Origin of the sequence: Sneathiella sp., from assembly GCF_036960985.1 — a bacterium.
In the GTDB taxonomy this organism is placed as follows: Bacteria; Pseudomonadota; Alphaproteobacteria; order Sneathiellales; family Sneathiellaceae; genus Sneathiella.
In genome coordinates this window covers 14,035-27,708 of sequence record NZ_JBALWD010000041.1, presented here as the reverse complement: position 1 = coordinate 27,708, position 13,674 = coordinate 14,035, and the positions used below count along the sequence as shown (strand labels likewise).

Genomic DNA, 13,674 nt, shown 5'->3' with positions numbered 1-13,674 from the left:
AGAGAAAACTGCCAGATAGGTGACTATTCGTTTTCCGATCACTGCTTTCATATCAGAAAGCCTGACCTATGCTTATGTAAAATTGGAATGCGTCATCGACGTTCTTACGGCGATCCAATGGCACAGCTACGTCGAAGCGTATAGGACCTACCGCCGTATAATATCGAAAGCCTAAGCCTGCGCCCCAAAGAAACTCATCTGAAAAATCCGGCACCATACTTTCATAAACGTTACCGCCTTCAATAAAGGGGACAAGACCAATATCCTCCGTAATACGCATTCGCGCTTCAAATCCAACTTCTAGCAGAGACCGTCCGCCAATCGGGTTATTTTTTGAATCCAACGGCCCAACGGTTTGATATTTATAACCACGAATAGATCCTCCACCTCCAGCATAAAATCGCTTAGTCGCCGGAATATCGTTGGCGCTGTCGCCTGCCATCACCCCAATTTTGCCGCGGGCAGCCAACACCAATCGTTTATCTTTAAGAATGGGATAATATGCAGATCCGTCAATCTCCCCACGCAAAAAATCGGGCGATACTTCGTTGAGGCCAATATACGGAATAATCGCCGTACCAATACGGTAGCCAATGGTTGGATCCAGTATATCGTCCGTTGTGTCATATCGAGCCGTCATCGGCAAACCCGCCAGCGCAAAATCCTCTTCGCTCTCATTATCTTCAATATTGGCGTATTCCAGCGTAATACCAATGCCAATTATCCACTTTTCTCTCCAGATGCGATCCAGGCCGATGTAGGTTGAAATTGAATCTTCCTTGTAAGCCTCTGTATTCTCATGCTTATATTCGATATCAGCATTGAAATTCTGGTCGATTTTCCGATAATTCGGTTTTGTATAGCTTAGGCGCAATCCTCGGCGAATTTCAGCGACTTCAAGATCTGCTCGTATCTTTTCACCTTCGCCGAAAAAATTTCGATGTTCCCAATAAGCTTGTGTTCCTAATCCTTCACTGGTTGAGGCGCTTCCGCCAATTCCAATTGTTCGTTGATCTCGTTCGACGAATTTCATAACGATCGGAACGGTCGCGCCGTCTGCATCCCCCGTCCTGGCTTCCAATTGAACGCTTGTGAACAGGCCGGTTCTTAGATAGCGGCGCCGTAAAGTATTAAGTATCGACGCATCATACAAAATTCCCGGCTGCCATTCGGAAATCCTCCTCAAATAGCGCTCTTCAACTGTCTTCAGCCCGTCAAACTTCAATGCTCCCATCTTTAACCGAGGGCCCGCGTCTATCGTAAGCGTAACGTCCATACCATCTATTGCGAAATCGACGATAACCTCTTGATCCACAAGCGTCGCATCGGGGAACCCACGATTTGCAAGGATGATAAGCGCGCTTCGCTGTGCACTAAGTATTGAAGCAGATCGCGCCGGCATCCCAACTTCAATACCTAGATCGTCAAGTTCAAGAGTATCCGGCGCTTCAGCAGTCTCTTTGTAGACTATATCAAATTTGGTTACCCTAAAGCGAGTCCCGGGGATTATTGTGAATTTTATATCAAGGGTCTCAGATGCAACGTCAATCCAATAAGTGACCTCATTATCGTAGTAACCTTCAGATCTCAGAACTTTATTAAAGATTTCTTTGTCTTCTTCTGCCCGTCGACGAACCGCAGCAATGCTAGGAAGAGAATGGTCTTCGAGTTGTTCAAGCCTAGAAGATTTTAAAATCAATTCTTCAATTTCGTCAGAAGGGGCGCCTTCAACTGTCACATTGTAATCGAAATTTGTTCGCACTTCGTCCGTTGAAGACACATTGGCCGATCGATCAGCTGCAGCCAAAAGCTCCCGCTGTGGAAATATTGCGAACAAAATGAACAACAATATCGTCGGTACGTATGTCAGTCGCGATGACAACAAGATAATTCATCTCTAAAAAAGGTCCGGGGCGAGTGATCCGGAAATGGCTAAAAATATGTGTTTCTTCGCAAAATTACTGCCTTTTCAACCTAGTGCCTCTAACTTCTGAAGTCTAGAGGAAGCAAGATTTAGATGTATCGCTACACTGCCATTAGTCCTTGGCCAAGATCAGTGTTTTTTCCGGTCGACTTGATAGCCTAAGCGGCGCAATTTCACGGATCAATTTGCGGCGAATAGCCGTTTCAAAATCCTGATAATTGGCAACGGTCATGACGAAGGAATCTAGCCCTCCAATTACATTATTGCGATAAAATTCCTCAAGATTATCGACATCAGTTTCAATTGCCAATCCATTGATAATAATATTAGCTTTCACCAAATCATCTCTCGCCGCACGCGTGAGACCTAAATTCTCTACCCCCCCGTCCCCAGAAACGTCGATGACCTGCCGCTTTGAAGAAAAATCTCCACGCTCAAATAACCGTCCTGAAAATTTCATCGCTTTGCTTAAGACTGTATCGCCGGCAACATAGCGCCGAGGCATCTCCCTCAATCCTTGTGCTAATAGACCCAAGCTACGGTCATCTTGAAGATGCATCCAATCCATTGCCAGCCATTGTTCATCCGGACTAGACCATTGAACAATGGCAACCGAAATACCCAGAACTCCAGCTCGTTTTATGGCCGCTTTAATTTCCGGGTGCTCAAAAGCGGTCGCAAGCCCTTCTGCCTGAAGAGCATATTCGCTTTCATCAACGCTTCCAGACACATCAATAGCAAGAACCAGCTCAAGATCAACTTCTTGATCTGCCGCTGATGCTGTATGTATACAACTGATTACAATGGATAGAATAACCACAGACACCCGCAATCGGCACTTAGAAACCAATTTATTTCTCTTTCTGCCGCTTTGTGGTTCTCGCCTCAATTTAGTAATTTCGGCGTGGGAGATTGCATCATACATTCCTGTCTGGCGGTTAAGACCACTTATTGATTTGCATACACTGCTCTTCATGACTTACGTTTGAGGAGAAGTAGATTATTAGTTTTATATTAGATAAGCATGTTGCTAATAATAGCAATAAGCTACTCGTTTCTAAAAGTTTTCAAAAAAGATAAATACCGGGAGTAAAAAGATGTTTCGGAACCTATCGTTTTTCTTTCTAATTAGCCTACTCTTCTCCGGGGTGGCACATGCTGAAAAACTGCAGGAGAATATTTTCGCGGCAGTTTACCTCAAAGACGATAAGATAGGGCATATTCATTTAACCACAGTCACAAATGAAAAGGGGGAGGTTGAAGAACTTCGGGCAAATGCCTCCGTTTCGTTTCTCGGTATGGAAGTTTATGGCTTCAATCAAAACCTAACTGAAAAATGGGTGAACGGCGAGCTCCAGGAAATGAAGGGAAAGACCGACGACAACGGAACCCCCCACGAAATTTCCCTCAATCGCGGCACTGATGGGTATGAGGCTACATATAATAACAAAGATGTTGACCTTCCGATAACAGCCTTTCCAACATCACCTTGGCATTACGCGATCACGGAGAATAAACTTCTTTTCAATATTGTTGATTTTGACTTGCTTACTGTCCAGATAGACTCGGCACCTGATACCGTTGAAATTGGAAATAAATCTGTCGAAACTAACAAATTCACCTTCACTGGTGATTGGAAAGCAATCCTCTGGTTTGATACGGCCAACAAGTTTGTCAAAGGTGAGTACGATATTTCTGGTCGCCAAATCATGGTAGTTGTTGATCAATAATTCCATGTAGTTTTGAGAGTTTTAATAATCTAAATTTGCAAAATGCAAAGTAGAACGCTAACTTTATTGTTCTGATTATTTTAATCCAGCTCAGGTGAGTAGATGGCAAGACTTATGCTTTCAGTTATCTTTTTGTTCTTGGTCAGCGCTTGTGCGTCGTCTTCCCTAGATCAAAGTTTCGCATTTGACACCACTAAGAATGATGGAATTCTTGCAATTAAAAATCCCCGAATAAATAATGAAAGCTGGCTTTTCGTACAAAAGGTCAATCTGACAGAGCAAAAATTCGTGGGAAGCCCGTTAGAATTTTCAACCTGCGACGATTGTTTACCCTCTTCGAATACGTATAAACTTGAAAAAAGCGATACGCCTGACTTCCGTTTATTGCCAATTCCTCCTGGAACATATGCCATTGTTGGTCTTCTGAAATGGGAGCGCATCGGGGGTAATCAACGTACAAGCCTGCATAGTTGTTTTGCGAAAGCCACAGCCGTTTTTGAGGTCAAAGCCGGTAAAGTCAATATGGTCGCAACCGCAAAAAATCGGAACAATGCGGTGAGCAACCTCACACAATTAAAATCTCTTGTATCTACTTTCCCTGGCATCACAAGCGATGTAATTTCCGCCCAATTGCTGGCGATAATTGCTTTTGATGCAAATGGTCAAGGCCCCTTACAATCGACGTGCCTTAATGGCATAGACGGCCGATCCTTTAACATTTTAAAACGTATGGACAATAGAACTATAGCCAGTCTCGAAACAACAATTTGAATATCTGAGGGTTGATTTGAGCGCGCCTATTTTGCCACAAATTTTAGAGATTACTTGGTCGTTTATTAATTTCTTTTCGATTTAATATTTCATACGTATATTAAATTAGGCCAATCTAAGGGATACTCTTGTCGTATTCATCTGAAGATTGGGAATAATGGATTCTTGTAATATAGATTAAATGGGCAGTGCCATCGTGGATCATATTGAAGAAGATCCTTCTGGGATCGAAAAACGTCGATACAAGCGTAAAACAGTTATGTGGAGCGGTAAGCTCTCATTACTATGGGGCGCTAGGCTAACCAATGAAGACCACACGGTTGCAGGTGTCGTCAGAGACATGTCCGTAAGTGGCGCAAAATTTCAGACTAAAGATGTTTTTTCGGCGACCGCTGGTGTTGTTCTAGAAGTGCCTCGGTTTGGAAATTTTAATTGTAAAATGATTTGGCAGGACGGATATGTCGTGGGCCTCAATTTTGATGATAGCCCGGAAGAAATATTCAAAACTATTACAGAGGCCCTGCCGGGTATCGCAATTGATCCAAACCCAATCTGATTCCCGCTAAGCAAAATATCAAAAAATAAGCTAATTACATCTCGGAAACGTTTCTGAATATCAACGACGTATTAATTCCGCCAAAAGCGAAGTTATTCGACATAACATGCGCCGCAGAAATTGACCTCCCGTCTTCCATTATGTAATCAACTTCGGCGCATAGCGGGTCTACTGCGTCCAAATTAGCAGTTGGGGCAAACCAGCTGTCTCGCATCATTTCAATGCTAAGCCACGCCTCGATAGCGCCACAAGCTCCTAAACTATGCCCAAAATAACTTTTTAACGAATTTAGAGGAATAGAGCTTCCCATGACGGATTTCGTGGCATGGCTTTCCGCAATATCACCCTGCTCAGTCGCTGTCCCGTGACCACTTATAAAGTCAATATCCTGAGACACGAGTCCTGCATCTTCAAGCGCGCCATGTATGGCCACTTCCATAGTTTCTTGCGTCGGGTTTGTAATATGCCGCCCATCAGAATTCGTCTTGTACCCAATTATTTCCGCGAAAATTGTGGCGCCACGCGCCTTTGCCTGTTCATATTCTTCCAAGATGAGCGTTCCTGCACCTTCACCTATAACCAACCCGTCCCGATCCTTGTCAAAAGGCCGTGGGGATAGCTCGGGCGTTTCATTCTTTATACTTGTCGCGTACAAGGTATCGAAAACTGCCGCCATGGTCGGGCATAACTCCTCGGCGCCACCCGCAACCATTGCATCTTGCATTCCGTACTTAATGGCTTCGTAGGCATATCCAATCCCTTGACTTCCTGACGTACAAGCGCTGGAAGTTGGTATAACACGGCCGCACAAGCCATAAAAAACGCCGATGTTCACCGCCGTCGTATGGCCCATCATCTTCACATAGCTTGTGGCTGACAAATCGCGGGAAAATCCATCTCGGATCAAATCCGTAAAAGCAACAACGGGTTGGGTACTTCCAAACGAAGATCCGTATGCCACGCCCATCCTGCCGGAAGTAAGCAAAGGATCTCCGGTTAAACCAGCAGATTCCAACGCCATTTCTGTCGCATAAACAGCCATTTTGGACACCGGGCCCATGCTCCGGAGCATTTTTCGGGGATACCGTTTATCAACATCGAAACCTTCAACTGGTCCTGCAAGCCGCGTATTCAAACCCGTGTAATAGTCCCAGCTTTCCATTCGCTGTATGCCGGTTTTGCCAGCTTCCATTTTTCCTCGAACTTCAACCCAACTATTCCCAAGGGATGTAACACCCGCCATGCCCGTAACAACGACGCGTCGCACTATGCCATTCCTCCGTTTACGGAAATAACCTGACGTGTAATATATCCGGCCCCATCAGAGCAAAGAAAAGAGACTGTCGCCGCAACTTCATCTGGCGTTCCAACACGTCTTAAGGGGATCATTTTCATTATTTCTTCCATCGGCAAGTCATCCGTCATCGAGGTTTCAATGAGTCCTGGAGCCACAGAATTCACCGTTATTTTTCTTTTAGCAAGTTCCAGTGAGAGTGCTTTCGTCGCGCCAATCAAGCCAGATTTAGAAGCACTATAATTCACCTGGCCACGATTTCCCATTACTCCAGAAAGGGATGATAAAACAACAATCCGACCCCCCTTGCGAGCGGAAACCATGGGTAAGGTAGTAGGGCGGAGCACGTTGTAAAATCCATCCAAATTAGTATGAATTACATCATCCCAATCTTCGTCCGTCATTGCGGGAAAGGCGGTATCCCGGGTAATACCGGCATTCAATATAATACCGTAAAAAGATCCTTTTTCTGCAATATGAGATTCAAGAATATCCCGACATTGCACACGATTTGACACATCAAATTGGATTAGGCTGGCTTCCCCACCAACGGCCTCAACTTGCGCAATTGTTTCCCGACCAGCATCTTCATTCCGCCCGTAGTGCACAACAATTTCGAATCCATCTTCTGCCAACTTGATGGCAATTGCTCGGCCAATTCCACCACTTGCACCCGTTACTAGTACTCGTCTTTGCATAGGCGTCTTTCTACTCTTTTATGGTTGATATACGTTAAGGTGCGAAGACGCGACAATTGTATTCTGGCGATCGATACGGCAATCAAATACGGCCATTGGTGACTCATTCCAAATCATCTTCACAGTAATTTCCAGCTTATCTCCAACCGAAAAATATGGAACATTCAACGCTACCTTTCTGGCGCTCGCCAGATAACCAATTTTAATACTGCCACCAGAATTTTTGGCCTTTATACCGCTGTAAGCGGCAACCGATTGCGCCATGTATTCGACACTTACGTAAGAAGGCACGACATCATCTCTCAAAAACGGGCTGTCCGGTGTAATCTCCACAGAAGATAGAACGGTTTCTGCATCATATGACTCTATATTATCTATCAAGATCATAGGTGACGTATGATAGAGAAGGTCACTTATTTCGTAAGTACAAGTTTGCACAGTCGTTACTCCTTCACCAGAACAACGCTAATGTTATTACCACCAAAAGCAAAAGAATTCGTCATCATTGCACGACTACCATGTTCGATTTTTTCGCCCAACGAAATCAAATTTACTTTTTCAATTTCGGTGTCTACCTCACCGTCCCAAATATGTGGCGGCAATAGATCGTTCGAAAAATCCCGCTGCATAGTAAGCCATAAAAAACCCAATTCAGTACTGCCGGCTGCGCCCAATGTATGCCCCGTCATTGCTTTTGTCGAACTGGCAGGTACTTGGCCAAGCATTTTATTAACAGCGCCAGCTTCCATTCGATCATTCAATTGCGTAGCCGTTCCATGCAAATTTAGATAACCGATATCTGATGCCGTCATGCCACTTTTCTGCAATGCTATTTTCATCGCACATAACGCGCCTGTCCCTTCGGGATCCGGCGAACTCATATGATACGCATCTGATGTTTCGCCAACGCCGCCAATCCGAACATCGCTTTCATCGCGTGAAATTATAAAAACCGCTGCGCCTTCCCCAATATTAATGCCCTTTCGATTTCGACTGAATGGCAAACAAAGTTCCCCTGACAATAACTCTAAGGACGCAAATCCGTTAAGGGTCAGCTTACATAAACTGTCCGCCCCGCCAACAATTGCGGCATCACAAAATCCCGCCTGTATCATGCGTTGTGCCGATGCAAGCGTCTTCGCGCTAGAGGTGCAAGCTGTAGAAATTGTCATCGCCGGACCCGTCAGATTGTAGTAGTCGCGCGTAAAATAGGCTAAAGACGCGTTATCTTGCCGGTCGTAATGAAAGGCTTTTGGAAAAGATCCCGTTGCAACTTTCTGTGAAATACCATCTTCGTTGTCGCCAATACCCGATGTACTCGTCCCGAGAACGACCGCAACCCGATTGGGGCCATATTTAGAAATGGCCGTCCGAATATCCGTATCAATTTCTAGTAATGCGGATAAAAGCAATCGATTATTGCGACTATCATAAATTTCCAGTTCTGGTGATATGGAAGGCAATATCGACCCAGCCTGCCCTACGAATACTGACCGATCTGGCAACCATCCAGATTGCAATGTCATTCCGGTTGTCTGGCCAGCAAATAAACCCTTGCTTACTTCGGGTTTTCCAATGCCCAATGGATTGACTATGCCAAGAGAGTTTAAAAAATAACCGCCCGTCATTCTTCTATCTCGTAAGAAATGATTGTCATTTCATAATCATTTTCAGGGTCTGAAATCTCGACCGTTTCATTCCAGGCATTCCTGCGGTTAGTTTGATAGGCGATCTGAAGATTTTTTTCCTTATCTCCCACAAACTGCCGATACTGGTCTGTATCTTCAGGCCAATAAGTGGTGATGACAACTTTCAATATATCTAAAGCTTGTAACTTGTCCGATATCCAGCTGGCCCGACCAGATGTCAATCCCTGCTCATCCCATTTTATTTCGAACGCCCGGCGACCCAGCGAATCCAGGCCAATCATCTGCATCTGTTCGTCAGTCATGCTCAATCTAACCTGAAGCTGAAAATTTTGATCCCCGTAATGGCCACTTAGGATTTGAACCACTTCTCTTGGCTTATCAGGCAGCGTCCAGGAAGCTGCAGTCGAACGCTCTTGATCTGCAGTACCGCAACCCGTTACTACAAGAAAAACGAGAATGGTAAGAACGATTAGGCGCATTGAGCCGCCAACAGATCAATGTACCGTTTCCCTTGTTTTACAAACGGATTTTTCTCGTCCCATGCATATCCTGCTAATATAGACACAATCATTTTTTTTATGGGATTATCATAAGACGGCGGATTGAAAAGAATAGTTTGCAACTCTCCCTCGTACCAGGCTTCTACAAAAGCTCTAAAACAGTCGACACCAACTTTGAGGGGAGCCGCAAAATCCTCTTCCCAATCGACTTTTTCTCCTGACAATTGACGCATTAATGGGTCAACAAGTAAATCTGCCGATTTGAGAGCAATTGTGACACCTGACGAGAATACAGGATCCAGAAATTCTCCTGCATTACCCAACAGCGCAAACTGTGGACTACACATCTTCGAGACGTTCGACGAGTAGCCTGAAAGTTCGCTTACCAGCCGTCTCTCCTTGGCCCCCGTCAACAATTCACTCAACTGTGAAGTTTCAGCTATCAGCGCCCAAAGCTTATCAGATGATGACCCTTCATAGCGGCCCATATGTTCTGTGGAACAAACAACCCCGACAGACGAAACACCTTTGGAAAAAGGAATTAGCCAAAACCAAATATCGCTATATTGAGGATGAACGGTGATAAGTATTTTTTCGCGATCGAAGTCCTGCTGATCCAAGGTGTCGTCAATATGAGTAAACAACGCATGCCGGACGGGAAATGTAGATGGTACGCTAAGGTTTAACAAACGGGGCAATACTCGACCATAGCCACTCGCATCGACAACGAAGCGGCATCTGAGTAAATACTCGCCTTCTTGCCCGCGGCCAGTAATTGCAACACCCGTATTATCAAACTGTACATCTAACACGGTGTTTTCAAACCAAATTTCCGCACCCGCCTTTTCCGCTTCCTTTGCCAGCAAACTGTCAAATTTTTCCCGTTGAACCTGATAAGTCGTCGACCATCCTTCAGTGAATTTGTCGCCAAAATTTATCGAACTATACCGTGAATCATCAGAAAAATTTGCGCCATTCTTGCGTTGAAAATTGGCATTTTCTACTGCCCCTAAGATACCAGCCTTCTCCAAATAAACCATACTTTGTGGCAGCAAACTTTCACCGATCACAAATCGGGGAAACCCTGATTTCTCTATGACGAGGACATTAACCCCCCGCTGAGCCAACATCGTTGCGGCAAGAGACCCTGCTGGACCCGCGCCGATGATTACCACATCATATTCTTTTTGGTTTGCGGTCATTTCACAATGTTTCCAATTGTTGGTTCTTATTATTGGATGCTAGAGGAGCCAGACAGTAGGCGACAAGTATTCCAACCAAAATTGTAATACCGAACGCATGAATAGCATAAGTATCACTCAATGCAAGCAGACCAAAGGCAAGAATAGTCGATATAGCTGATAAACCATTGGCCAACATCGCCCGTGATTTACGAGCCCCAACGGCTTCTCGATTAAAAATTGCATAGTCAAGGCCAATTGCAAATATCAGGATTAATGACATTGCGTTAAAGAAAGTGAATGTTTCACCGAAAAGAGCAATGACACAAGGTGTCAACAGGACTGCCCCGATAGAAGGAGACATTACTCGAAGCGCACCTAGCAACCCATATCGCAATGATAAAAAGACCCAGACGACACCGTAAGCAACAAGCAACATAATAAGCGAGCGATAGCGGTAAGTTCCAAATGTGTCACTTAAGTCGTCGGCTTGATTGACCAAGACAACATTTCCATTGGAGTTGGATAAAGTAACCAACGGTTCAGCATTTTTCACGCCAGATAGAGTGATAGTATGAACAACAGCACCTGATGTTTTCAAAAGCCTTAAACGTTGCAAGCCATAGGGAAGCTCTGCAACCGGAAAGGCCTCTAAAATCACCTTATTTTCAGTAAGATCATAAGGCATTGATCCAGATAAACCGATATCATCCAAATGTTGTTCCAGTCTCGGCAACAGGTATTTTGAAATAAGATTTTGGTTATCTTGTTGCCGCTCAGTGGAGGGGATTATTTGCGAGACGGCGTTATATCCTGCTATGGCGCCATCCTTCACGAGCTGATCTAGCTTCAAACTAAGTTTTTCTTCCAATTGCAAAACATCATCCGAAGTCGCCCCCCGAACAAATAGCTGATGAGTTTCGTTACGAATACCGGCCAAGTTGCGAATTTCAAGCTCTTCAGATTGCAAACCTGCTGGAAGTGTTTGCAAGCTGCGCACATCGTCATCAATCTGTATTTTTGCAGCACCAAAAGCACCAATAATTAACAGGGTCGCTAGAACTATTATCTTGGACTTTTTCCTATCCGCGCGCGTCCAAAAACTATGCACCACCATGGAAAGCCGTAGTAATTGTTTGCCGTGGGAAAAGCCATGCGAGCGATCCAAAAGTGGGAAAACGTATAGAACCGTCAAATAAGCCATCGTCAGTCCGGAGGCTGAAAAAAGCGCAATTTGCTGTAATCCTGGAAATGGTGTTAGGGACAAAGTTAAAAATCCTAAAACCGAACTGACCAAACCAAGTGTCAGGCCTGATCTGATTGCAGCCACTCTCTTCTTGACCGGCGGAGCGTCATTTTGAAACCGTTCACAAAAATAATGAAAGGCATAGTCCACCGCTATCCCGATTAAGCCCGCGCCGAAAACCAAGGCCAACAAATGTAGTTGTCCAAAAAATAGCAACGCAACTGCTAACCCACCGGTTATTCCCGAAGCGATCGCCAATAGGCTTAGCAGCAATGGCTTAAAGCTTCTGAAAATCAGAAAATTAAGCAGAATGATTCCAAAAAGAGAAACCCCGCCAATTAAGGTGGCTTCCCTCTCCGCCTGTTGAAAGGCCTCTCGGCTATAAAATACTGCACCGGTTTTCAAAATATCAACATCGTCGAACTTGGAGTTTATTTTTGTTTGAGCGGCGTCGATTGCACCAAATGCATTTTCTTGAACAGATTGATCAAAGGCAGAACCTGACAATATTCCGTCAACCAAGACATACCAATGGCCGTTTTCATTAAGAGCCAAAACATCATCGCGAATTTGAAATTTAGTCGCATTTTTTTTGAAGGAAGCCAGATAAGCCGGGAACAACAAAAAAGGATCTTGCCGAACAACATTAGAATTTACAAAAGTTAGCGGAGACAAAATTTGTGCCAACGCGCGATCCACGAGGTCTTGAGCAGCCCCCGTTTTGAGAGCTTGGCGATCTTGAGGTATCAATAACTTGATCCGAAATTTAAACAACTCCTTTCCAAAGTTATCACTCCCCGCAGCTTTAATTTCTTCGCCTGCATCATCAAAAATTTTATTCTTAACAAGACCACCCCGCAATATTTGCGCAGCTTCACGGGCAACATCAAAATCAGTGTGCCCGATCAAGATGATGAGCTGGTTCGAGCCTTTCGATTGCTGCGTAGCTTGAGCTTGCTGCACCCAGTCTTCAGACTCGGACGTGGGTAGCAACGCAAGAATATTAGTTTCCAATGGAACGCCATTTGAAAACCGAGTTACGATCACGATAACAGCGCAAGTCAATGCCAATAGGTAAATTAGAAAACCGGTCTTCCTCAATGTGCTGCCTGCTTACTTTTTTCGGCCGCCTCTTGAATAATGTCGATAGGTGCTTGCTGTTGATCAAAGAAAATTATGACATCTTTGTCATTCTCTCCTTTACTAATCTCGATTTTATCCAGGTAATTCGTCATTTCAAATGAAAGTGCCGTAAAGGGAAGTTTTACTTCAGAGATCGTTGGAATAAAATCCAACCGCCAACCGCCGGTATCTTTTACGATGTCAGAACCGGCCATTTTCTCCAGCGGCTCCCAGTTTCCGCTCATAGAGTTTTCTAAAACATCCCGTAAGACAGCAAGCGCCGGAAACCGAGAAATGCTCAAGTTTGATACTTCCTTACCCGCTATAGATTGGCGAATTCCATCATTATCAACAATCATATATGTTCTAATCGGTTTTTCTGTTTGCCAGGTCAAGCCTATTTTCGGAAGCAAAAAAAACTTGCCTTCCGATACAATTGGCTTGTCAAAACCTGCAAGATAGCGAGTTTGGGTAAATCTCCCCATAAGTCCCTCGCCGGTCGCAAGACGGACAGGATCCGCAAGTGCGGCTTGAAGTAAAATCAAACTGATAGAAAAGAAAAGAAAAGACAGTTTTAGTCGCACAATATTTCTTCAACTTTCTGCCTGAAAGCTATCGGTGACTGAAACAGCATTTCCTCTGTTCTCTTGTCCACAGCCACTTGAATTGTATAGCCTTTTGTCAATCGCTCGCTACTTTGAATATCCTGAATGATATAGTTTATCTTTAACCGATTTTCATATTCCGCCAGCGTTGCAATTACTTTGACACTTTGTGGAAAACCCAGTGGCCGTACGTATTTTATTCTCATATCGACAATCGGCCACGCGAACCCGCTCTCACTCATTCGTTGATAATTGTAATCCAACTTGTCAAGAAGCGCACATCGGGCCTGTTCAAAAAACCGGACATAATTTCCATGCCATACGATTTCCATCGGATCCAGATCATAAAACTGTGTTTTGATAATAATATCAGCAGATATCATTTTATTTTCAAACAT

At 44.4% G+C, this 13,674-nt stretch carries 14 protein-coding genes; 3 read left to right on the top strand and 11 right to left on the bottom strand.

The features are described from left to right. Positions 1–52 precede the first annotated feature (52 nt). Positions 53–1,807, bottom strand: coding sequence for an autotransporter assembly complex protein TamA (locus tag V7723_RS17650; protein ID WP_335685819.1), 1,755 nt, complete (start codon positions 1,805–1,807; stop codon positions 53–55). Between the two features lie 229 nt (positions 1,808–2,036). Next, positions 2,037–2,774, bottom strand: coding sequence for a DUF1194 domain-containing protein (locus tag V7723_RS17645; RefSeq protein ID WP_335685818.1), 738 nt, complete (start codon positions 2,772–2,774; stop codon positions 2,037–2,039). 247 nt (positions 2,775–3,021) lie between these two features. On the opposite strand from V7723_RS17645, the gene V7723_RS17640 reads away from it, so the two are divergent. The 3 genes from V7723_RS17640 (at position 3,022) to V7723_RS17630 (ending at position 4,981) form a co-directional block, all read left to right on the top strand. After that, positions 3,022–3,654, top strand: a complete 633-nt coding sequence (locus tag V7723_RS17640; protein ID WP_335685817.1) for a DUF6134 family protein — start codon at positions 3,022–3,024, stop codon at positions 3,652–3,654. Positions 3,655–3,756: 102 nt separating this feature from the next. Next, positions 3,757–4,425 (top strand): hypothetical protein, encoded by a 669-nt coding sequence (locus tag V7723_RS17635; RefSeq protein WP_335685816.1) that lies wholly within the window; start codon positions 3,757–3,759, stop codon positions 4,423–4,425. Between the two features lie 196 nt (positions 4,426–4,621). Then, on the top strand, positions 4,622–4,981 hold the full coding sequence (locus V7723_RS17630) for a PilZ domain-containing protein (protein WP_335685815.1): 360 nt from the start codon (positions 4,622–4,624) through the stop codon (positions 4,979–4,981). Positions 4,982–5,015: 34 nt separating this feature from the next. On the opposite strand, the gene V7723_RS17625 is transcribed toward V7723_RS17630, so the two are convergent. The 9 genes from V7723_RS17625 to V7723_RS17585 are packed head-to-tail and all read right to left on the bottom strand — an operon-like array spanning position 5,016 to position 13,674. Next, positions 5,016–6,248 (bottom strand): beta-ketoacyl-ACP synthase, encoded by a 1,233-nt coding sequence (locus tag V7723_RS17625; RefSeq protein ID WP_335685814.1) that lies wholly within the window; start codon positions 6,246–6,248, stop codon positions 5,016–5,018. After that, positions 6,248–6,973, bottom strand: coding sequence for a 3-ketoacyl-ACP reductase FabG2 (locus V7723_RS17620; RefSeq protein WP_335685813.1), 726 nt, complete (start codon positions 6,971–6,973; stop codon positions 6,248–6,250). The genes V7723_RS17625 and V7723_RS17620 overlap by 1 nt, the downstream gene beginning before the upstream one ends. An 18-nt stretch (positions 6,974–6,991) precedes the next feature. Continuing rightward, positions 6,992–7,411 carry an ApeP family dehydratase gene (locus V7723_RS17615; RefSeq protein WP_335685812.1) on the bottom strand — a complete coding sequence of 140 codons (420 nt, stop codon included), beginning with the start codon at positions 7,409–7,411 and terminating at the stop codon, positions 6,992–6,994. A gap of 5 nt (positions 7,412–7,416) precedes the next feature. After that, positions 7,417–8,601, bottom strand: a complete 1,185-nt coding sequence (locus tag V7723_RS17610) for a beta-ketoacyl-[acyl-carrier-protein] synthase family protein (protein ID WP_335685811.1) — start codon at positions 8,599–8,601, stop codon at positions 7,417–7,419. Then, the gene (locus V7723_RS17605; protein ID WP_335685810.1) at positions 8,598–9,101 is read right to left on the bottom strand and encodes a DUF3261 domain-containing protein; all 504 of its coding nucleotides are present in this window, start codon (positions 9,099–9,101) and stop codon (positions 8,598–8,600) included. The genes V7723_RS17610 and V7723_RS17605 overlap by 4 nt, the downstream gene beginning before the upstream one ends. Further along, on the bottom strand, positions 9,092–10,324 hold the full coding sequence (locus tag V7723_RS17600) for an NAD(P)/FAD-dependent oxidoreductase (RefSeq protein WP_335685809.1): 1,233 nt from the start codon (positions 10,322–10,324) through the stop codon (positions 9,092–9,094). Before V7723_RS17600 ends, V7723_RS17605 begins: the two co-directional genes overlap by 10 nt. A gap of 1 nt (position 10,325) precedes the next feature. After that, complete coding sequence (locus V7723_RS17595; protein WP_335685808.1) at positions 10,326–12,650, bottom strand: MMPL family transporter; 2,325 nt, start codon at positions 12,648–12,650, stop codon at positions 10,326–10,328. After that, positions 12,647–13,255 carry an outer membrane lipoprotein carrier protein LolA gene (locus V7723_RS17590; RefSeq protein ID WP_335685807.1) on the bottom strand — a complete coding sequence of 203 codons (609 nt, stop codon included), beginning with the start codon at positions 13,253–13,255 and terminating at the stop codon, positions 12,647–12,649. Before V7723_RS17590 ends, V7723_RS17595 begins: the two co-directional genes overlap by 4 nt. After that, a complete protein-coding gene (locus V7723_RS17585; RefSeq protein ID WP_335685806.1) occupies positions 13,246–13,674 on the bottom strand; it encodes an acyl-CoA thioesterase in 429 nt (142 codons plus the stop codon). Before V7723_RS17585 ends, V7723_RS17590 begins: the two co-directional genes overlap by 10 nt.